Source organism: Bacillus sp. FG16 (assembly GCF_057809515.1).
On the sequence record NZ_JBMDKC010000043.1, the window covers coordinates 1 to 22,074 of the forward strand.

A 22,074-nucleotide genomic window follows, 5' to 3' on the forward strand; every position below is an offset into this window, starting at 1 on the left:
TCAACTGCCCGTAAAAGCCCGATTGGTTCAACTAATAATCAGTGGGGGATGAACCCTCCCCGCTGATTAAAGTTTCACTTTACCCCGCTTTAACGGGCAGTAAGCCTCCTACTTCAAAAATTGATGAATAAGCAGAAGTTAGTTTGGAAATCAACTGCCCGTAAAAGCCCGATTGGTTCAACTAATAATCAGTGGGGGATGAACCACCCCTACTGATTAAAGTTTCACTTTATAGTTTCACCGAAATAAACAGCTTTATGAAAAAATGTGTTGTTCTATAACAAAAAACTGTTGACTGAATGCTCACTCATTATATAATGGGGATAGGGGATATAATTCAGAAAATTATATATTTTTGAAGATTCAAAAAAGAAAGAGGGCTTACAAAGAGAGGGGTAGCATAAAAATGAATAGCTTACTGATCATTAATTGGCTGGCTGCCATTGCTGTTATTGCTTATGCAGGATATTTGTTTGTATATCTTATACGGACGAGAATGGCCTACATACAATTAGGAAAAAAAATTGAATTTGACCGTCGTTTTAAAGAGCGTTGGGATCTCCTTAAGGTCAATGTTTTCGGTCAGAAAAAGCTGCTGAAAGATAAGAAAAGCGGCATCATTCACGTTATGTTCTTTTACGGATTTATTCTTGTCCAATTTGGAGCAATTGACTTCGTTTGGAAAGGACTCGCACCAGGATCACATCTTCCACTTGGACCACTATACCCTGCATTTACATTCTTCCAGGAAATTGTCACACTTGTTATTTTAATTGCAGTATTTTGGGCTTTTCATAGACGTTATGTAGAAAAGCTTGTTCGTTTAAAACGTAACTTCAAATCAGGTCTTGTTCTTATCTTTATCGGTGGTTTAATGATTTCTGTGCTACTTGGTAACGGTATGGGACTTATATGGCATGGCGAGGAGCTTTCATGGAGTGAACCAATCGCTTCTGCAATCGCTTACGTTTTTAGCGGGATAAATGAAACCGTAGCCATTTCAGTGTTCTATTTTTCTTGGTGGGTGCATTTACTAATTTTGTTAACGTTTTTAGTGTATGTTCCACAATCAAAACATGCGCATTTAATTGCGGGACCAGCTAATGTATTCTTCGGTCGTCTTTCAAACCCAGGGAAGCTGGAAAAGATTGATTTTGAAGATGAAACGCAAGAAACATTTGGTGTTGGTAAAATTGAAGACTTTAGACAAAATCAACTTATTGACTTATACGCTTGTGTAGAGTGTGGCCGTTGTACAAATATGTGTCCGGCAACAGGTACAGGAAAAATGTTATCGCCGATGGACTTAATTTTAAAACTTCGAGATCATTTAACTGATAAAGGAGCTGCGGTAACATCAAAAGCACCGTGGGTTCCAGTAGTTGCCTTCAATAATACACAAGGAAATCAGTTAGCGATGATGGCAGCTGGAAAAGGACAACAAGAATCAGCGGCTACAACGTTCGCTTACGATCCGAGTTTAATCGGAGATGTTATTACAGAGGAAGAGATTTGGGCATGTACAACGTGTCGTAACTGTGAAGATCAATGTCCAGTTATGAATGAGCATGTTGACAAAATTATTGATTTACGTCGATATCTCGTTTTAACAGAAGGAAAAATGGACGCGGAAGCACAACGCGCGATGACAAATATCGAGCGTCAAGGGAATCCGTGGGGTCTGAACCGTAAAGAGCGTGAAACATGGCGCCAAGGTGATGACGAAGTAACAGTTCCGACTGTAAAAGAAAAGTCAAAAGCTGGTGAGGAATTCGAGTATTTATTCTGGGTTGGTTCAATGGGATCATACGACAACCGTAGTCAGAAGATTGCAATATCATTTGCAAAGTTAATGAACGAAGCAGGCATTTCATTCGCAATTCTCGGTAATAAAGAAAAGAATTCTGGAGATACACCACGCCGCCTTGGGAATGAATTTGTATTCCAAGAGATGGCGACAAAGAATATCGAAGAATTTGAAAAGGCAGGAGTGAAGAAAATCGTTACGATTGATCCTCATGCTTATAACACATTTAAAAATGAGTATCCGGACTTTGGCTTGCAAGCAGAAGTCTATCATCATACAGAATTGTTAGCTCAGTGGGTGAAAGAAGGGCTCTTAAAGCCTGTTCACGCTATTGAAGAAACAGTTACGTACCATGATTCCTGTTATTTAGGAAGATACAACGAAGTGTACGAAGCGCCACGTGACATTTTGAAAGCGATTCCTGGAGTGAATCTTGTAGAAATGGCACGTAACCGTGAAACTGGAATGTGCTGTGGCGCAGGTGGTGGCTTAATGTGGATGGAAGAAACAACAGGTTCTCGTATTAACGTTGCTCGTACAGAACAAGCATTAGCTGTACAGCCATCCATTATTGGTACAGGTTGTCCATATTGCTTAACGATGATCAGTGATGGAACGAAAGCGAAAGAGGTAGAAGAGAAAGTCCAAACTCTTGATGTGACAGAGATTTTAGAACGATCTGTTATCGGACAGAAAAAAGAAGCGATGTAGTTTGTAAGAATGTATACAACTTTAGAAAGAGGTGCAATGATTGCACCTCTTCTCAACGTAGGGATACCGAGCGAGCGCTCAGTGTTAAAAAATGAAATGGGGGAAAGAAACATGAGTAAAACAGTTATTTTAAGTGCTGCAAGAACACCAGTTGGAAAATTTGGAGGATCTTTAAAAGATGTAAAAGCGACGGAACTTGGAGGAATTGCAATTAAAGCAGCGCTTGAAAGAGCGAATGTTGCGGCTAGTGTTGTTGAAGAAGTTATATTTGGAACGGTTATTCAAGGTGGACAGGGACAAATTCCATCGCGCCAAGCTGCAAGGGCTGCTGGAATCCCTTGGGAAGTACAGACGGAAACAGTGAATAAAGTTTGTGCATCAGGGCTTCGTGCGGTTACGTTAGCGGATCAGATTATTCGTACTGGCGATCAATCACTGATTGTAGCTGGCGGTATGGAGTCGATGAGTAACAGTCCTTACATTTTACGCGGAGCAAGATGGGGATACAGAATGGGAAACAACGAAGTTATTGATTTAAACGTTGCTGACGGTTTAACATGCGCATTTTCAGGTACACACATGGGTGTTTATGGCGGAGAAGTTGCGAAGGAAGATGGAATTTCTCGCGAAGCGCAAGATGAATGGGCATATCGTAGCCATCAGCGTGCGGTTTCAGCGCATAAAGAAGGACGTTTTGAAGAGGAGATTGTGCCAGTAACGATCCCGCAAAGAAAAGGCGATCCTATTGTCGTTGCAAAGGATGAGGCGCCGCGTGAAGATACAACGATTGAAAAGTTAGCAAAGTTAAAACCAGTATTTGATAAGACAGCAGCGGTGACAGCTGGTAATGCGCCAGGACTAAACGATGGTGGTGCTGCACTTGTATTAATGAGCGAAGACAGAGCGAAGCAAGAAGGAAGAAAGCCATTAGCGACAATTTTGGCGCATACAGCAATTGCAGTGGAATCTAAAGATTTCCCAAGAACGCCAGGTTATGCAATTAACGCATTGCTTGAAAAAACAGGCAAGACAATTGAAGACATCGATTTATTCGAGATTAATGAAGCATTTGCAGCGGTAGCAATTGCAAGTACAGAAATCTCAGGAATTGATCCAGAAAAATTGAATGTAAATGGCGGCGCAGTGGCGATGGGACATCCGATTGGAGCAAGCGGAGCGCGCATTATCGTAACATTAATCCATGCACTTAAGCAGCGCGGCGGCGGAATTGGAATTGCTTCGATTTGTAGCGGTGGCGGTCAAGGGGACGCAGTGATGATTGAAGTTCACTAATCAAAGTTCGAGGGTATAAAATTTATTAACAATTAAGGGGGAAGAAAAAATGGGTGTACAAAAGATTGTTGTAATTGGTGCAGGGCAAATGGGATCAGGGATTGCGCAAGTATGTGCAATGGCAGGGTATGACGTGAAGGTACAAGATCTAAAACAAGAGCAATTAGATAGAGGATTGGCTATCATTACGAAAAACTTAGCGCGCCAAGTAGAAAAAGGACGCATGAAGGAAGAAGAGAAGGAAGAAACATTAAATCGTCTTACAGTAACGCTTGATTTAGATTGTGTGAAAGAAGCGGATCTTATTATTGAAGCAGCTGTTGAGAAAATGGATATTAAAAAGAAAATATTTGCGAATCTAGATGAAATCGCACCAGAACACGCTATTTTAGCAACGAATACGTCATCTCTACCAATTACAGAAATTGCAGCAGTAACGAAGCGTCCGGAAAAGGTAATCGGTATGCACTTTATGAATCCAGTTCCAGTTATGAAGCTTGTTGAGATTATTCGTGGTTTGGCTACAGATGATGCGGTATATGAAGCAATTGAAGATATTACGAAAAAAATTGGGAAAGTACCAGTTGAAGTAAATGATTTCCCAGGTTTCGTATCAAACCGCATTTTGCTACCGATGATTAACGAAGCAATTTATACGTTATATGAAGGTGTAGCGACGAAAGAAGCAATTGATGAAGTAATGAAGCTTGGTATGAACCATCCGATGGGGCCTTTGACGCTCGCTGATTTTATCGGTTTAGATACGTGTTTATACATTATGGAAGTGTTGCATGAAGGATTAGGAGATAGTAAATATCGCCCATGTCCGTTATTACGTAAGTATGTGAATGCAGGATGGTTAGGTCGTAAAACAGGTCGTGGATTCTACGTTTACGAATAAATTCCCCCTTTGTTACAAAATAGTGGTCTTACCAAATTGTTAAGAGGATATATAGCAAATGGAGGCGGAGTATATGAACTTTCGTTTTAATGAAGAGCAGCAAATGATGAGGAAAATGGTTCGGGATTTTGCACAGAAGGAAATAGCTCCCTTTGTTCCTAGCATGGAACAAGGGGTGTTCCCAAAAGAGATTTTGCAAAAGATGGGTGAGCTTGGATTAATGGGTATTCCAGCGCCTGCGAAATACGGCGGGGCAGAAATGGATTTTATTTCTTACATTCTAGCAATTGAGGAGATCTCAAAGGTAAGTGCAACAGTTGGTGTAATTTTAGCTGTACATACGTCAGTTGGAATGAATCCGATTTTATATTTCGGAACAGAAGAACAGAAGAAAAAATATGTTTCTAAACTTGCAACCGGGGAATATTTAGGTGCATTTGCTTTAACAGAGCCAAATGCAGGATCAGATGCAGGGAGTTTGAAATCAAGAGCTGTGAAAAAAGGCGATCATTATATTATTAATGGATCGAAAGTGTTTATTACAAATGGTGGTGAAGCAAGTACATACATTGTATTCGCTTCTACAAATCCAGAGGCAGGGAAAAGCGGGATTTCAGCATTTATAGTAGAGAAAGATACACCTGGTTTAATCATCGGAAAAGATGAACATAAGATGGGGCTTCTCGGTTCTCGTACAGTACAACTTACTTTTGAAGATATGAAAGTGCCAACGGAGAATTTACTTGGGGAAGAAGGACAAGGATTCAAGGTGGCGATGGCGAATTTAGATGTTGGGCGAATTGGAATCGGTGCACAGGCGTTAGGAATTGCTGAAGCGGCGCTTGCATGTGCGATTGATTATGCAAAAGAACGAGAGCAATTTGGGAAACCGATTGCGGCGCAGCAAGGGATTGGCTTCAAACTTGCAGATATGGCAACGAGTGTCGAAGCAACAAGGTTACTCGTATATAGAGCGGCATCTCTTAGGGCACAAGGATTACCATGCGGTAAAGAAGCATCTATTGCAAAATTATTCGCTTCTAAGACAGCGGTTGAAGTCGCGATTGAGGCGGTGCAAGTATTTGGTGGTTACGGTTATACGAAAGACTATCCAGTAGAAAGATTTTTCCGTGATGCGAAAATCACGCAAATATATGAGGGAACGAGTGAAATACAGAAACTTGTTATTAGCCGTGCTTTATAAAAGGACGAGGGGGAGACGGAGATGCATTTTAAACTATCAGAAGAACATGAAATGATAAGAAAAATGGTTCGAGATTTTGCTAAGAATGAAGTGGCGCCAACAGCAGCTGAGCGTGATGAGGAAGAGCGATTTGATCGAGAGTTATTTGATCAAATGGCAGAGCTTGGTTTAACCGGTATTCCATGGCCTGAAGAGTACGGTGGAATTGGAAGCGATTACTTAGCGTACGTAATTGCTATTGAAGAATTATCTCGAGTTTGTGCTTCAACAGGTGTAACACTATCTGCACATACTTCACTTGCGGGATGGCCAATTTTTAAATTTGGGACGGAAGAACAAAAGCAAAAGTTTTTACGACCGATGGCTGAAGGGAAGAAAATTGGTGCATACGGTTTAACGGAGCCAGGATCTGGATCGGATGCTGGTGGAATGAAGACAATCGCAAAGAGAGATGGCGACCATTATATTTTAAATGGATCAAAAATTTTCATTACAAATGGCGGTATTGCTGATATTTATGTTGTTTTTGCGCTAACTGATCCTGAATCGAAGCAGCGCGGTACGAGTGCATTTATTGTAGAAAGCGATACACCAGGATTTTCAGTTGGGAAGAAGGAGAGCAAGCTAGGGATTCGCTCTTCACCAACGACTGAAATTATGTTTGAAGATTGCCGTATTCCTGTAGAGAATCTACTTGGAGAAGAGGGGCAAGGATTTAAAGTTGCGATGCAAACATTAGATGGAGGTCGTAACGGTATTGCGGCGCAAGCTGTTGGTATTGCGCAAGGGGCTTTAGATGCTTCTGTAGAATATGCAAGGGAGCGCCATCAATTTGGAAAGCCAATTGCGGCGCAGCAAGGGATTGGCTTTAAACTTGCGGATATGGCAACAGATGTAGAAGCGGCACGCCTTTTAACATATCAAGCGGCTTGGCTTGAATCAGAAGGGCTTCCGTATGGAAAAGAATCGGCGATGTCAAAAGTATTTGCAGGGGATACAGCGATGAAGGTGACGACTGAAGCGGTGCAAGTATTTGGTGGTTACGGTTATACGAAAGATTATCCAGTAGAACGTTATATGCGAGATGCAAAGATTACACAAATATATGAAGGAACACAAGAGATTCAGAGGCTTGTGATTTCTCGTATGTTAACGAAGTAGGAACGAAAGCGTAGGTATTTTCCTACGCTTTTTCCTTCCAAAAAATAATAGAGAGAGGTGAAGGGAATGGTTAAACATAATGTACATGCATCGGTGAAAGATGAAAAATTAGTTGCGTTAAGACGTGAACAAATGATTAAAGGTGCGGTGCAACTGTTTAAACAAAAAGGATTTCCGCGTACCACAACGAGAGAGATTGCAAAAGCGGCTGGGTTTAGTATAGGGACACTTTATGAGTACATTCGTACAAAAGATGATGTTTTGTATTTAGTTTGTGATAGTATATATGAACATGTAAAAGAACGATTAGAGGAAGTAGTCTGTACAGAAAAAGGGAGTATAGAAAGTTTAAAGGTAGCGATAACGAATTACTTTAAAGTGATGGACGAATTACAAGAAGAAGTATTAATTATGTATCAAGAAGTACGTTTTTTACCGAAAGAATCTCTCCCATATGTATTAGAAAAAGAGTTTCAAATGGTAGGAATGTTTGAGGATATTTTAGAACAGTGTACGGAAAACGGAACATTTATATTAAATAAAAAAGAAATACAGCTTCTTGCACATAATATTTTTATACAAGGACAAATGTGGGGGTTTAGACGCTGGGCGCTGCAAAAACTGTATACGCTCGAAGAATATACAGAAATGCAAATTAGGTATGTGTTACAAGGTGCCCATATGCTTCCGAAATAAGGAACAGACAAATTATTAATTTTATTGCCATATAAAAGTTTCCCGTTTTTTTTGTAGCATATTTGTGCGACTTTTGTTTATAATGAATAGTATGGATTTTTTTAGGCAGACCGTTATATATAAGGTTATATTTGATGAAAGGAAGTGCCGCATAAGTGAATTTTAAGCAATATTCACCAGAAGAGCTAAAAGAATGTTCAATGATTGAAGTTGTACATAGCGTTTTAGGGGATAAAAGACAAGCAACGACATTCAACGAGTTGGTTCAAGAAATCGCTCAAGTGCTGGGACTATCTCAAGAGCAAGTTAATGCGAAACTCGCACAATTTTATACAGACTTAAACATCGATGGACGTTTCATTAATTTAGGAGAAAATCGTTGGGGACTACGCAGCTGGTACCCATATGAGCAAATTGATGAAGAAATCTTACCGCAGCCAAAACCGAAGAAAAAACGTAAAGTTGAAGAAGACGGTTTTGACGACTACATTGAAGAAGATGAAGATGACTTTGACGATGCAGACGGAAATGCAGACGAAGAAGATGATGTAGAAGATTTGGACAAGGTTCTTGAAGATGAAGACGGAGACGACGATGATCTTGATGATTTAGATGAAGATGAAGAAGACGACTTCGCTGAAGAAGAACTTGAGTATGATGAAACTGAAGAAGAAGAAGAGGAAGAACTGTAGTTCTTGACTTTTCATTATCGTCCATGTAGAATCATTTTTGGGCTCTTTAAAAAAGGACGATAATACTTTTAAAGTGTAAATATAAAAGAAAATTGCTCCCTACTTATTACTTTATGTGATGAGGGGAGCAATTTTCTTTTTTGTTTTTTGTTTAGAAAATAAAAAGAGTCTAACAATAAGATGGATACAGTGTTATCTACATACGTTGCGCTTTGCAACGGTGATTATATAACAGCAAAATAGAAGGGAGCTTTTTCATGACTAAGTATATTTTTGTAACAGGCGGTGTAGTATCGTCTTTAGGAAAAGGTATTACAGCAGCATCTCTTGGAAGACTTTTAAAAAATCGTGGTTTAAATGTAACGATTCAAAAGTTTGATCCATACATTAACGTAGACCCAGGGACTATGAGCCCATACCAACACGGTGAGGTATTCGTAACAGATGATGGCGCAGAAACTGACTTAGACCTTGGTCACTATGAGCGTTTTATCGACATTAACTTAAACAAATACAGCAACGTAACAACAGGTAAAATTTACTCTTCAGTTCTTCAAAAAGAGCGTCGCGGTGAATATCTAGGAGGAACAGTTCAAGTTATTCCTCATATTACTAACGAAATTAAAGAGCGCGTATATCGTTCTGGCCGTGAAACAAATGCGGATGTTGTTATTACAGAAATCGGTGGAACTGTTGGTGATATCGAGTCTCTACCATTCTTAGAAGCAATCCGTCAAATTAAGAGCGACATTGGTCGTGACAATGTAATGTACATTCACTGTACGTTAATCCCGTACTTAAAAGCAGCGGGTGAAATGAAAACAAAACCGACGCAACATAGCGTTAAAGAGCTTCGTAGCTTAGGTATTCAACCAAACATTATCGTTGTTCGTACAGAACTTCCTGTTTCTCAAGATATGAAAGACAAGCTTGCATTATTCTGTGACATCGATACAAAAGCAGTTATCGAAGCACGCGATGCAGATACTTTATATGCGGTTCCATTATCTCTTCAAGAACAAAACATGGACCAAATCGTTTGCGATCACTTAAAATTAGACAATCCAGCTGCAGATATGACAGAGTGGACTGCGCTAGTTAACAAAGTACGTAATCTTTCTAAGAAAACAAAAATCGCTCTTGTTGGTAAATATGTAGAACTTCAAGATGCATATATTTCTGTTGTAGAAGCACTTCGTCATGCTGGTTACTCATTCGACACAGATGTAGAAGTAAAATGGGTAAATGCTGAGCACGTAACAGCAGAAAATGTACAAGAATTAGTAGGAGACACAGATGGTATCCTTGTACCAGGTGGCTTCGGTGATCGTGGTGTAGAAGGTAAAATCGTTGCGATTCAATATGCTCGTGAAAACAAAGTTCCATTCTTAGGAATTTGCTTAGGTATGCAACTTGCATCAATCGAATTCGCACGTAATGTATTAGGTTTAGAAGGTGCTAACTCTTCTGAAATCAACCCTGATACACCATATGCAATCATTGACTTATTACCAGAGCAAAAAGATGTAGAGGACCTAGGTGGTACACTTCGTCTTGGTCTATACCCATGTAAGCTTGCTGAAGAAACAAATGCTTACAATGCTTATAATGAGCCGGTTGTATATGAGCGTCATCGTCATCGTTATGAGTTCAACAATCAGTTCCGTCCGGATATGGAAAAAGAAGGATTTGTATTCTCTGGTACAAGCCCAGACGGCCGTCTAGTTGAAATCATTGAATTAAAAGACCATCCTTGGTTCGTGGCAGCACAGTTCCATCCAGAACTTGTTTCTCGTCCAAACCGTCCACAACCATTGTTCCATGACTTCGTAAGAGCTTCTATTACGAATAAAGAGAGCAAGTAATAAAAAAAGCGCCTGAAATAAGGCGCTTTTTTTAATATTCATTTAACATTTCATCGATTGTAAATTTGATTCCGTGATAAGCAAATAAAGCTACTATTAAGCTTGGGAACCCGTAGCGATTACCTTCATCGTCTGGAATAAGACCTTTTAACAGTTTTGTATCAATATGTACGTCTGTATATTGTTCCAGTGATTCCGTACCTTTTTGAAGAGCAGAAATGCCGACAATAGAGTGTCCCTCTTCTTGTAGTTTTTTTGCAATTTCTACAACCGCTTCATCTGTTGAAAAACGGCTAATAAGAAGTACACGATCTGCAGAGGTTACTTCTGCTTCTTTACCATTTTCAAATAAGCGTTTTGCTTGCTTCATTGGTTCAGCACCGAATAGTGCTTCGGCAACAACGCCCTCCATTTCATTTGTACCATATAAATAAATGAAACCATCGCCAACTAGTGCTTGAGCAAGTAAACGAGCACTATCTTCTATATTCATTTCCTCTTTTTGGGAAACCCTGGAGAAATAACCACTTAATTGAGTTGAAAAAATTTTTAACATAATGTTACTCCCTTCGTACGTGTTTGCCGGCTTTCATTATAATTTATTTTTTTCGAAAGGTGAAATCGTAGGGTAGCATAACAAAATAGGAAACGGTAAAATAAGAAAGAATAGGAAGGAATTTGCCAAAGAATAGCGAAAATAAATCGTTAAGATATAAGAAGCTTTAAATCTTGTACTTACACAGAAAGGTTGGGAATTATGGAAGGTAAAATTTTAATCGTTGATGATCAATATGGGATTCGTGTTTTATTACATGAAGTGTTCCAAAAAGAAGGTTATCAGACATTCCAAGCAGCGAATGGATTTCAAGCTTTAGATATCGTGAAAAAAGATAATCCAGATTTAGTAGTGTTAGATATGAAAATTCCAGGCATGGATGGTATAGAGATTTTAAAGCATGTAAAAGAAATTGATGAGAGTATTAAAGTAATTTTAATGACTGCTTATGGAGAGCTTGATATGATCCAAGAAGCAAAAGATTTAGGTGCTTTAATGCATTTTGCTAAACCATTTGATATTGATGAAATTCGTCAAGCTGTGAGAGAGCAACTTGCTGTAGAGGCGTAAAAAATGAATTTTTTATAAAAAATATGGAAAAAAGCGTTTACATGGACTATTGAGCAGGTGAATACAGTTGAGTTTTTGAGTACAAGTTGTTATCCTATTGAGTGTAGAAAAAAGTCCGGTAGGTAAATATACATAATTTACCTTATCCTGGTCATACTACCAGCGATAAGAATTTATCGGATACAAAAAACGTTTTTTAGGAGGATTCACCATGCCTTTAGTTTCTATGAAAGAAATGCTAAACACAGCACTAGAAGGAAAATACGCAGTTGGTCAATTCAACATGAACAACTTAGAGTGGACTCAAGCTATCTTAGCTGCTGCGGAAGAAGAAAAATCTCCTGTAATCCTAGGTGTATCTGAGGGTGCAGCTCGTCATATGACTGGTTTCAAAACAGTTGTAGCTATGGTTAAAGCTTTAATCGAAGAAATGAACATCACTGTTCCTGTAGCGATTCACCTTGACCATGGTTCAAGCTTTGAAAAATGTAAAGAAGCAATCGATGCAGGTTTCACATCTGTAATGATCGACGCTTCTCACCACCCATTCGAAGAAAACGTTGAAACTACTAAAAAAGTAGTAGAATACGCACACGCTCGTAACGTATCTGTTGAAGCTGAGCTTGGAACAGTTGGCGGACAAGAAGACGACATTATCGCTGAAGGCGTAATTTACGCTGATCCTGCAGAGTGTAAACACCTTGTTGAAGCAACAGGTATCGATTGCCTAGCTCCAGCTTTAGGTTCTGTACACGGTCCTTACAAAGGTGAGCCTAACTTAGGATTCGCTGAAATGGAACAAGTTCGTGACTTCACTGGCGTACCTTTAGTATTACACGGTGGTACTGGTATCCCAACTGCTGATATCGTAAAAGCTATCTCTTTAGGTACTTCAAAAATCAACGTAAACACTGAGAACCAAATCGAGTTTACAAAAGCTGTTCGTGAAGTATTAAACAAAGACCAAGAAGTTTACGATCCTCGTAAATTTATTGGACCTGGCCGTGACGCTATTAAAGCAACTGTTGCTGGTAAAATGCGTGAGTTCGGTTCTAACGGTAAAGCGTAAGAATAAAATTCCGTTTTGGAAACCGTCTAGTCTTTTAGACGGTTTCCTTTCGTTGTATAATGAAAGCGTGAACAAGTCTAAAGATTTTATCATTTTTGGTTTTTAAATAGAAAATAATGTGCATAGTCCTATTAATAAATGTGATAACGTATCTAAATTGATAAAGTAAATTCGATGAATAGTTGATCTTTATATATTCGTGCTACAGGAGAAATGAATATAATGATTTCCTATTTATCCCGCATTAAAGGGCAGTAAGACCCCCACCTCAAAATTTAGTGGAAGCAAAGAAGTTAGGTGGGGATCAACTGCCCGTAAAAGCCCGATTGGTTCAACTAATAATTAGTGGGGATAAACACCCCCCCACTAATTAAAGTTTCACTTTATTGAGTTTTGGGATGGAAAGAGTGATTGAGATTCTTAAGGGGAGCTTTCTATAAAAAGATAGAAAGTAAATACATTCACAAGAAGGGAGCTCAATATGGAAAAATTGCTAATTGAAGGCGGAAGAGCTTTAAATGGAACAATTCGAGTAAGCGGTGCTAAGAACAGTGCCGTTGCATTAATTCCAGCGACAATTTTAGCAGATACTCCAGTAACTATTGGTGGTGTCCCTAATATTTCGGACGTGAAAATGTTAGGAGACTTACTAGAGGAAATTGGAGGGAAAGTAACTTATGGACAGGAGGAAGAGATGGTAGTCGATCCTTCTAACATGGTTGCAATGCCTTTGCCAAATGGAAAAGTGAAAAAATTGCGCGCTTCTTATTATTTAATGGGTGCGATGCTTGGCCGTTTTAAAAAAGCTGTTATTGGGCTTCCGGGTGGATGTCATTTAGGACCGAGGCCGATTGATCAGCATATTAAAGGGTTTGAAGCGCTAGGTGCACATGTTACAAATGAACAAGGTGCCATCTATTTAAGAGCAGATGAACTACATGGAGCACGTATTTATTTAGATGTTGTTAGTGTAGGAGCTACGATTAATATTATGCTAGCAGCTGTACGAGCGAAAGGTAGAACTGTTATTGAAAATGCAGCGAAAGAGCCCGAGATTATTGATGTAGCTACATTGTTAACAAGCATGGGAGCACGTATTAAGGGTGCTGGTACAGATGTAATCCGAATAGATGGTGTGGACTCTTTACATGGTTGTCACCATACTATTATCCCAGATCGTATTGAAGCTGGTACGTATATGATTCTAGGAGCTGCATCAGGAGGAGAAGTAACGGTTGATAACGTTATTCCTCAGCATTTAGAATCAGTTACTGCAAAGCTAAGAGAAGCTGGTGTTCAAGTTGAAACGAATGATGATCAAATTACAGTGAACGGTAATAGAAAGTTAAAAGTAGTTGATATCAAAACGCTTGTATATCCAGGTTTTCCAACAGATTTACAACAGCCGTTTACGACGCTTTTAACAAAGGCGCACGGGACGGGAGTTGTAACAGATACAATTTACGGTGCCCGTTTCAAACACATTGATGAATTACGCCGTATGAATGCTCAAATTAAAGTAGAAGGTCGTTCGGCAATTGTAACTGGTCCTGTATTGTTGCAAGGTGCAAAAGTGAAGGCGAGTGATTTACGAGCGGGAGCAGCACTTGTTATTGCAGGGTTAATGGCAGATGGAATTACAGAAGTAACAGGACTTGAGCATATTGATCGAGGTTATGAGAATATAGTGGACAAGCTTAAAGGGCTTGGAGCAAACATTTGGCGAGAACAAATGACAAAACAAGAAATTGAAGAGATGAAGAACGCATAAGTGATACTTCCGCAAGGGGGAAGCGAAGCATCACTACTTGCGGAAGTACACTTTATAGAAAAACACGGTTCACAAAATACGGCAGAAATATAAAGACTTAAAGGAGAGGGATTATCGTGGAAAGAAGTTTATCTATGGAGTTAGTACGTGTAACAGAGGCTGCAGCATTATCATCAGCGCGTTGGATGGGGCGCGGGAAAAAGGATGAAGCAGACGGTGCAGCAACATCAGCTATGCGTGATGTATTTGATACAATTCCGATGAAAGGTACAGTTGTAATTGGTGAAGGTGAGATGGATGAAGCACCAATGCTATATATCGGAGAGAAATTAGGTACAGGATATGGACCACGTGTAGACGTTGCGGTTGATCCTTTAGAAGGGACAAACATCGTAGCAGCTGGTGGCTGGAATGCTCTTGCTGTTATTGCAATTGCAGACCACGGTAATTTGTTACATGCTCCTGACATGTACATGGATAAAATCGCAGTTGGCCCAGAAGCAGTTGGGGCGGTCGACATTGATGCGCCTATTATTGATAACTTACGTGCAGTTGCGAAAGCGAAAAATAAAGATATTGAAGATGTTGTAGCGACAGTTTTAAATCGCCCACGTCATCAAGAAATTATCGAAGAAATTCGTAAAGCTGGTGCTCGCATTAAATTAATTAATGATGGAGATGTAGCTGGAGCAATTAATACAGCATTTGATCGAACAGGTGTAGATATTTTATTTGGATCTGGTGGAGCACCTGAAGGTGTATTGGCAGCAGTTGCTTTAAAATGTTTAGGTGGAGAAATTCACGGAAAACTATTGCCACAAAACGACACTGAATTAGCACGTTGTAAAAAAATGGGCATAGAAGACATTAATCGTATCCTTCGTATGGAGGACTTAGTAAAAGGCGACGATGCAATCTTTGCAGCAACAGGCGTAACAGATGGAGAACTATTACGCGGTGTTCAATTTAAAGGTAGCGTAGGAACAACGCAATCTCTTGTTATGCGTGCAAAATCAGGTACAGTTCGCTTTGTAGATGGTCGTCATAGCTTAAATAAAAAACCGAACTTGGTTATTAAGTAAAAAGCGTAAGCAGCTTGTTCAGAATGGGAGGGGGATGGAGCTTCTGACGTAGAGGCGCTTTTTGCCTCGCAGGAAGAAGTGAAGCCACCGACCATTCTAGCTGCTGAAGCTGGATTAAGTAAAAAGTGTAAGCGGCTCGTTCAGAAAGGTTAAAATGGTCGACCTTTTTAACTATCGGAGCTGGAACTAAACTAAATAAGAAGCGAAGACAAATTTTCTTGTCTTCGCTTCTTGTATTTGTGTTCCAACGTATTGATTAAAACTAGATAAAAGGGTTACAATAGTGAATATTACCCTACTTGAACTTATTGCCTTTCATTATTAATTATTTGCCTTCCGTATTTTTCCCTTTACCCATGAAAAAAGAGAATAACGTTAAAGTGTGGTGTCTGAATGAATTTGTCAATTGCAGCATTAGAAAACATGAAATTAAAAGAGTTATACGAGCTTGCGAAAGAATTTAAGATTTCGTATTATAGCAAGTTAACGAAAAAAGAGTTAATCTTTTCTATTTTGAAAGCTCGAGCAGAAAAAGAAGGTTTCTTTTTCATGGAAGGCGTATTAGAAATTATTCAATCAGAAGGATTTGGATTCCTACGTCCTATCAACTATTCTCCAAGCTCAGAAGATATTTATATCTCAGCTTCGCAAATTCGTCGTTTCGATTTACGTAATGGAGACAAAGTTTCTGGTAAAGTACGACCTCCGAAAGAAAATGAACGCTATTTTGGGTTATTACAAGTTGAAGCTGTAAACGGAGATGATCCAGATTCAGCAAAAGAGCGTGTGCATTTCCCTGCATTAACACCATTATACCCAGATCGCCAAATGAAATTGGAAACGGAACCGAAAAAGTTACCGACACGTATCATGGATTTAATCGCACCAGTTGGATTTGGACAACGTGGTTTAATTGTTGCGCCTCCAAAGGCTGGTAAAACAAGTCTATTAAAAGAAATTGCACACAGTGTTACAACAAATCATCCAGAAGCAGAATTAATTGTGCTTTTAATTGATGAGCGTCCAGAGGAAGTAACAGACATTGAACGTTCTGTTAAGGGCGACGTTGTAAGTTCTACTTTTGATGAAGTACCAGAAAATCATATTAAAGTAGCTGAACTTGTGTTAGAACGTGCAATGCGTCTTGTAGAGCACAAAAAAGACGTTATCATTTTAATGGATAGTATTACCCGTTTAGCGCGAGCTTACAACCTTGTTATTCCGCCAAGTGGTAGAACATTATCGGGTGGTATCGACCCAGCGGCTTTCCATAGACCGAAGCGTTTCTTTGGAGCTGCACGTAATATTGAAGAGGGCGGTAGCTTAACGATTTTAGCAACAGCCCTTGTTGATACAGGATCTCGTATGGACGATGTTATTTACGAGGAATTTAAAGGAACTGGAAATATGGAACTTCACTTAGATCGTTCGTTAGCTGAACGTCGTATCTTCCCAGCCATTGATATTCGTCGTTCTGGTACACGTAAAGAAGATCTATTAATTCCAAAAGAGCATTTAGACAAGTTATGGGGTATTCGTAAAACAATGCGTGATACACCAGACTTTGTTGAAAGTTTCTTACGTAAGCTTCGCCAAACGAAGACAAACGAAGAATTTTTACAAAACATTGTTGCAGACTCGAAAAGATATGTAACAACTAAGTAAAGGGAAAAGATGGGGACTCGCTTATTTTATAGTAAGCGAGTTTTTTATGCCTTTTAGGTGATATTAAAGAGAGAAATAAGTGGGAGAACCTTAGCCAGTCAGAGCTAAACGAGCCCCCGCCACTTTAAATTTCAAAAGACAAAAACAGGTAGTTGCAAAATGAAGTTAGCCTTGTTATAATTTCATCATATGTGTTTCATCAATATAGTTGTGTATGCAGCTGAAGATGAAAAACTCTGTTTCGAAAATGATTCAGGGCGGAAGGAGATGAAAAGAATGAAAGCAGGAATTCACCCAGATTACAAGAAAGTTGTATTCATGGACACAAACACAGGCTTCAAATTCTTAAGCGGGTCTACTAAAGGCTCTAGCGAAACTGTTGAGTGGGAAGATGGTAACACTTATCCATTACTAAAAGTTGAGATCAGTTCTGATTCTCACCCATTCTACACTGGACGTCAGAAGTTTGCTACTGCAGACGGACGCGTTGATCGCTTCAATAAGAAATACGGTATCAAGTAATAAAAACATAAAACAGGCAAGTGTATGTATTCGCTTGTCTGTTTTTTTTGCGAAAATATTATACCTTTACCCTACTTTTAACTAAAAAGTAGATGAAAGGAGAGCTTCATGTACTTAATAAATCAAAATGGCTGGATTGAAGTGATTTGCGGTAGTATGTTTTCTGGTAAATCAGAAGAGTTAATCCGCCGTGTGCGCCGTACGCAATTTGCGAAACAACATGCAATTGTATTTAAACCATGTATTGATAATCGCTATAGTGAAGAAGACGTTGTATCACATAACGGATTAAAGGTGAAAGCAGTTCCTGTTTCAGCTTCAAAAGATATATTTGAACATATCACTGAAGATATGGATGTAATTGCAATCGATGAGGTGCAATTCTTTGATGGGGACATTGTGGAAGTGGTGCAAGTATTGGCAAATCGTGGCTATCGTGTCATTGTAGCTGGTTTAGACCAAGATTTCCGTGGTCTACCATTTGGACAAGTTCCTCAGCTGATGGCGATTGCTGAACATGTAACAAAGCTACAAGCAGTATGTTCTGCATGTGGATCTCCGGCAAGTCGTACACAACGATTAATTGATGGAGATCCAGCGGCATTTGATGATCCGATTATTTTAGTTGGGGCTTCAGAATCGTATGAACCGCGCTGTCGTCATTGTCATGCAGTTCCTACAAACAAAGATAAGTAAAACTCGCTGCGCAAGGCGAGTTTTTTTCAGAATAGAGAGTGTGGTTGGTGTGAGCCGCTTACGCTTTTAAATATATCTAGTTCTGGTGGCTAGTTCTTCGCAGCTAAGAACCTTCCGCCCGAAAGGTAAAAAGCACCTTTAGGTCGAAAGAACCTTAGCTGGTCAGAGCTGAAAGAGCCACCTGCACTTTAAAATATATTATCTAGCTTCAGCGGCTAGAATCTCCGGCCATTTCACTCTCTCGCTTGAAGCAAAAAGCGCTTCAAGGTCGAGAGCTCCAATGGCCTGCGATTCTGAGCAAGCCGCTTACGCTTTTAAATATAATTTGCGTTTTTTTGAGTAAGTACCATATACTATTTGTATTAGATACTAGGATGTAGAGGTGAATGATGTGTTAGATCGTTTGCAAGCTGTAGAAAATCGTTATGAGAAGTTAAATGAATTGTTAAGTGACCCAGAGGTTATTAGCGATACAAATAAACTTCGTGAATATTCAAAGGAACAGTCTGATATACAGGAAACGGTAGAGGTGTATCGTGAGTATAAGGATGTTCGTGAGCAATTAAAAGATGCGAAAGCAATGTTAGAAGAGAAGTTAGACGCAGAAATGCGTGACATGGTAAAAGAAGAGGTTTCTGAGTTAGAATCACAAGAAAAAACGTTATCAGAACGTCTGAAAATTTTACTAGTTCCAAAGGACCCTAATGATGATAAGAACGTTATCGTTGAGGTTCGTGGGGCTGCTGGTGGCGACGAGGCCGCTTTATTTGCTGGTGACTTATACCGCATGTATAGCCGTTACGCTGAGGTGCAGGGCTGGAAAACGGAGATTATTGAGGCTAGTTATACAGAGTTAGGTGGATATAAAGAGATTATCTTTATGATTAACGGTAAAGGTGCTTTCGCGAAGCTGAAATTCGAGAATGGTGCTCACCGTGTACAACGTGTTCCTGAAACGGAATCTGGTGGACGTATTCATACATCTACAGCAACTGTAGCTGTATTACCAGAGGCAGAAGAAGTAGAAATCGACATTCACGAGAAAGATGTTCGTGTTGATACATTTGCTTCTAGTGGTCCTGGTGGACAAAGTGTTAATACAACGATGTCAGCGGTACGTTTAACGCATTTACCGACTGGTGTAGTTGTATCTTGTCAGGATGAGAAATCACAAATTAAGAATAAAGAAAAAGCGATGAAAGTATTACGCGCACGTGTTTATGATAAGTTTAGACAAGAAGCACAAGCTGAATATGATCAAAACCGTAAACAAGCTGTTGGTACGGGTGATCGTTCAGAGCGTATTCGTACGTATAACTTCCCGCAAAACCGTGTTACAGACCATCGAATCGGTTTAACGATTCAAAAGCTAGATCAAATCTTACAAGGTAAGTTAGATGATTTCATCAATGCCTTAGTGATGGAAGATCAGGCTCAAAGGATGGAGGCAGCTGAGTAATGCGTGTCTATGAAGCCCTGAAATGGGCTTCTTCTTTTTTACAGGAAAATGGACGAGATGAAAATGCGGGAGAAATTGTCCTTTGTCATGTATTAAAGATGAACAGAACAGGATTACTTATGAATATGCGTGAAGAAATAAATGAGGAACAAGAGGCAAGCTTTACGGAGTTTATCCACAAGCATGTAGAAGGTATTCCTATTCAATATATGATTGGTTATGAAATGTTTTATGGCCGGTCGTTCTTTGTGAATGAAGAAGTATTAATACCAAGACCGGAAACAGAAGAGCTTATAGTAGGAGTATTAGAAAGAATTGAGCGCCATTTTGGCGACAAGGAACTACATGTAGCAGATATAGGAACAGGTAGTGGAGCGATTTCTATTACGCTTGCTTTAGAAAATAAAAATCTCCACGTGTATACAGTAGATATTGCACAAGAGTCGATTGAAGTTGCAAAAGAAAATGCAAAAGCTTTAGGTGCAGAAGTAACGTTCTATCACGGTGATTTATTGTCACCATTTGATAAAACGGGTCAAAAGCTAGATGTTGTTGTTTCAAATCCTCCATATATACCGGAAGAGGATTGGCGTGGTCTTTCTCCTGTTGTGAAAGAGCATGAGCCGAAGAGAGCGCTTGTTGGTGGAGAAGACGGATTAGATTTTTATCGCCGTTTTATGGAAGAATTGCCGAATGTGTTGCAGGAGAAAGCAATTGTAGCGTTTGAAATTGGAGTAGGACAAGGTGAGGATGTAAAAAGATTGTTACAACAAGCTTTTCCACATGCCCATGTTGAGGTTGTTTTTGATATTAACGGAAAAGACCGTATGGTATTTGCAGAGATGGAGTAAGGTTCACACCTTACTCTATTTTTTTGTAGGAAAATTCATATAGATTTTGAATTTAATAGTTTAGAAATATGAAAGTCTGTCCACACTGTTTGTAGAAGGGACGGTGGAGGAAATGAAAAAACAAGTTATTGCTTATCTTCTTATATTATTAATTGGTGCACAGTTACTTGTGCAGTTTGGATATATGAAAGCTGATGCAAAAGGGCCTTCAGTTATTCCGAAAGAGGCCGTTCGATTGCGAATTTTAGCAAATAGTGATTCAGATAAAGACCAGGCATTAAAGCGTAAAGTGCGTGATGAAGTAAAAGCACAAATTGATGGATGGGTAGCGGATTTAACTTCATTTGAAGAGGCACGCAAAGTAATTCAAGGTCATATTCCAGAAATCGAGAAAACGGTGGAAAATACGTTAAAAAGAGAAGGAAGTAAAGAATCATTTCAAGTGAAATTTAGTAAGAATGTAAAGTTTCCTACAAAGGTATATGGGAATTTTATTTATCCAGCAGGAGAATATGAAGCAGTATTGATCACAATTGGAGAAGGTGAAGGGGCGAACTGGTGGTGTGTATTATTTCCACCAATGTGTTTCTTAGATTTTTCGAGTGGGACAGCTGTAAGAAAAGAAGAGCATGTTGTGAAGGCGGAATCTCCTGAAGAGGAGCAGGTGAAACAACTAGATGAGGAAGTAGTAAATACAGAAGAGAAGAAAGTGGATAAGGTAAAAGAAACGAAAGTTGTAAAACAGGAAGTAGTAAAAAAAGTAACAGCTTCTGAAAAGAAAGTAGTAAAAAATGAAACAAAAGTTGAAGAGCAGCCTGTAAGTAAAGAAGAAACAAAAACTGTGGAAAAAGTGGAGAAACCTGTGGAGAAAAAACAAGAAAAGCAAAATGAGTATGTAAAAGTAGAAGAGGAAGAAGAAAAGCCAGAAGTTAAATTGTTTATTGTAGAAGCTTTTACATCTTTATTCTCTAAATAGTACTATTAATAAATCCCTCCTCATATATAAAAATGAGGAGGGATTTATTATGAAGAAAGTGTATTTTGCTACGAAAGTAGATGTGGAAAGATTACATTCTTTTTTCGGACAAGCTAATAAAAAAGATGATAAAATAAATGAGTTGTACGCACAATTTATGATTTTGGAAGAGGCGGAAGAAATACGAGCTGTAATTGGTTATGAACAAAGTGGGGAAGATGTACTTATTCGTTCTTGTTTATTCACACCTCATGTGGATAAACAGACTTTCTTATATTTTTTTGAAATGTTTTTGCAGTATATGAAAGAAAAAAATGTTCAACAATTGTACTTACTAACAAACCATCCACAATCTGTGCCGATCTTTCAGTTTTTTGACTTTTTTACTATAGAAAAGGATGAGGTTCCAGAGGGAATTCAACAGTTAGAACATTTTTGTAAAAATATAAAAGAGCAGAATGCAATAATACTAAATTGTCAGCTATTCACAAAGTTATCCACGGATTAATTAGGTTTATCCACATTTT

The 22,074-nt window shown here is 39.1% G+C and carries 20 protein-coding genes; 19 read left to right on the forward strand and 1 reads right to left on the reverse strand.

The genetic code is table 11. The annotated features are described in order from the left end of the window. Nucleotides 1-406: 406 nt before the first annotated feature. The 8 genes from ACODS7_RS16695 (at nucleotide 407) to pyrG (ending at nucleotide 10,330) form a co-directional block, all read left to right on the forward strand. On the forward strand, nucleotides 407-2,518 hold the full coding sequence (locus tag ACODS7_RS16695) for a (Fe-S)-binding protein (protein ID WP_029443668.1): 2,112 nt from the start codon (nucleotides 407-409) through the stop codon (nucleotides 2,516-2,518). A gap of 9 nt (nucleotides 2,519-2,527) precedes the next feature. Further along, the gene (locus ACODS7_RS16700; RefSeq protein ID WP_243168352.1) at nucleotides 2,528-3,811 is read left to right on the forward strand and encodes an acetyl-CoA C-acetyltransferase; all 1,284 of its coding nucleotides are present in this window, start codon (nucleotides 2,528-2,530) and stop codon (nucleotides 3,809-3,811) included. 49 nt (nucleotides 3,812-3,860) lie between these two features. Further along, nucleotides 3,861-4,712 (forward strand): 3-hydroxybutyryl-CoA dehydrogenase, encoded by an 852-nt coding sequence (locus ACODS7_RS16705; protein WP_029443667.1) that lies wholly within the window; start codon nucleotides 3,861-3,863, stop codon nucleotides 4,710-4,712. Nucleotides 4,713-4,785: 73 nt separating this feature from the next. Further along, nucleotides 4,786-5,916, forward strand: a complete 1,131-nt coding sequence (locus ACODS7_RS16710; protein WP_243168351.1) for an acyl-CoA dehydrogenase — start codon at nucleotides 4,786-4,788, stop codon at nucleotides 5,914-5,916. 21 nt (nucleotides 5,917-5,937) lie between these two features. After that, nucleotides 5,938-7,077, forward strand: a complete 1,140-nt coding sequence (gene acdA, locus ACODS7_RS16715; RefSeq protein WP_000545543.1) for an acyl-CoA dehydrogenase AcdA — start codon at nucleotides 5,938-5,940, stop codon at nucleotides 7,075-7,077. A gap of 66 nt (nucleotides 7,078-7,143) precedes the next feature. Further along, nucleotides 7,144-7,773 (forward strand): TetR/AcrR family transcriptional regulator, encoded by a 630-nt coding sequence (locus ACODS7_RS16720; RefSeq protein WP_000238601.1) that lies wholly within the window; start codon nucleotides 7,144-7,146, stop codon nucleotides 7,771-7,773. 155 nt (nucleotides 7,774-7,928) lie between these two features. Continuing rightward, the gene (gene rpoE, locus ACODS7_RS16725; RefSeq protein ID WP_016079638.1) at nucleotides 7,929-8,465 is read left to right on the forward strand and encodes a DNA-directed RNA polymerase subunit delta; all 537 of its coding nucleotides are present in this window, start codon (nucleotides 7,929-7,931) and stop codon (nucleotides 8,463-8,465) included. Nucleotides 8,466-8,722: 257 nt separating this feature from the next. After that, nucleotides 8,723-10,330: a CTP synthase gene (gene pyrG / locus ACODS7_RS16730; RefSeq protein WP_016079639.1), complete on the forward strand. Its 1,608-nt coding sequence runs from the start codon at nucleotides 8,723-8,725 to the stop codon at nucleotides 10,328-10,330. Nucleotides 10,331-10,361: 31 nt separating this feature from the next. Here the strand turns inward: pyrG and ACODS7_RS16735 are convergent, their stop codons facing one another. Next, on the reverse strand, nucleotides 10,362-10,886 hold the full coding sequence (locus ACODS7_RS16735; protein WP_016079640.1) for a DUF2529 domain-containing protein: 525 nt from the start codon (nucleotides 10,884-10,886) through the stop codon (nucleotides 10,362-10,364). A 201-nt stretch (nucleotides 10,887-11,087) separates the two neighbouring features. Between ACODS7_RS16735 and spo0F the strand changes: the two genes are divergently transcribed. The 11 genes from spo0F (at nucleotide 11,088) to ACODS7_RS16790 (ending at nucleotide 22,055) form a co-directional block, all read left to right on the forward strand. Further along, nucleotides 11,088-11,456, forward strand: a complete 369-nt coding sequence (gene spo0F / locus ACODS7_RS16740) for a sporulation initiation phosphotransferase Spo0F (RefSeq protein ID WP_000398593.1) — start codon at nucleotides 11,088-11,090, stop codon at nucleotides 11,454-11,456. A 211-nt stretch (nucleotides 11,457-11,667) separates the two neighbouring features. After that, entirely contained in the window at nucleotides 11,668-12,525 is an 858-nt protein-coding gene (locus tag ACODS7_RS16745) for a class II fructose-bisphosphate aldolase (RefSeq protein WP_001131859.1), read from the forward strand. A gap of 481 nt (nucleotides 12,526-13,006) precedes the next feature. Beyond that, the gene (gene murA / locus ACODS7_RS16750; RefSeq protein ID WP_000413248.1) at nucleotides 13,007-14,296 is read left to right on the forward strand and encodes a UDP-N-acetylglucosamine 1-carboxyvinyltransferase; all 1,290 of its coding nucleotides are present in this window, start codon (nucleotides 13,007-13,009) and stop codon (nucleotides 14,294-14,296) included. 116 nt (nucleotides 14,297-14,412) lie between these two features. Then, entirely contained in the window at nucleotides 14,413-15,378 is a 966-nt protein-coding gene (glpX, locus tag ACODS7_RS16755) for a class II fructose-bisphosphatase (RefSeq protein WP_016079642.1), read from the forward strand. A gap of 393 nt (nucleotides 15,379-15,771) precedes the next feature. Next, nucleotides 15,772-17,043 carry a transcription termination factor Rho gene (gene rho / locus ACODS7_RS16760; protein ID WP_001053903.1) on the forward strand — a complete coding sequence of 424 codons (1,272 nt, stop codon included), beginning with the start codon at nucleotides 15,772-15,774 and terminating at the stop codon, nucleotides 17,041-17,043. Between the two features lie 276 nt (nucleotides 17,044-17,319). Beyond that, nucleotides 17,320-17,565, forward strand: a complete 246-nt coding sequence (locus tag ACODS7_RS16765) for a type B 50S ribosomal protein L31 (RefSeq protein WP_000643435.1) — start codon at nucleotides 17,320-17,322, stop codon at nucleotides 17,563-17,565. Between the two features lie 108 nt (nucleotides 17,566-17,673). Continuing rightward, the gene (locus ACODS7_RS16770; protein WP_048564294.1) at nucleotides 17,674-18,261 is read left to right on the forward strand and encodes a thymidine kinase; all 588 of its coding nucleotides are present in this window, start codon (nucleotides 17,674-17,676) and stop codon (nucleotides 18,259-18,261) included. Between the two features lie 391 nt (nucleotides 18,262-18,652). Further along, nucleotides 18,653-19,720: a peptide chain release factor 1 gene (prfA, locus tag ACODS7_RS16775; RefSeq protein ID WP_000887066.1), complete on the forward strand. Its 1,068-nt coding sequence runs from the start codon at nucleotides 18,653-18,655 to the stop codon at nucleotides 19,718-19,720. After that, nucleotides 19,720-20,571 (forward strand): peptide chain release factor N(5)-glutamine methyltransferase, encoded by an 852-nt coding sequence (prmC, locus tag ACODS7_RS16780; protein WP_001267022.1) that lies wholly within the window; start codon nucleotides 19,720-19,722, stop codon nucleotides 20,569-20,571. The genes prfA and prmC overlap by 1 nt, the downstream gene beginning before the upstream one ends. 112 nt (nucleotides 20,572-20,683) lie before the next feature. Continuing rightward, nucleotides 20,684-21,547, forward strand: a complete 864-nt coding sequence (gene spoIIR / locus ACODS7_RS16785; protein ID WP_048564340.1) for a stage II sporulation protein R — start codon at nucleotides 20,684-20,686, stop codon at nucleotides 21,545-21,547. Nucleotides 21,548-21,596: 49 nt separating this feature from the next. Continuing rightward, nucleotides 21,597-22,055, forward strand: a complete 459-nt coding sequence (locus tag ACODS7_RS16790) for a GNAT family N-acetyltransferase (protein WP_088115119.1) — start codon at nucleotides 21,597-21,599, stop codon at nucleotides 22,053-22,055. Nucleotides 22,056-22,074: the final 19 nt, after the last annotated feature.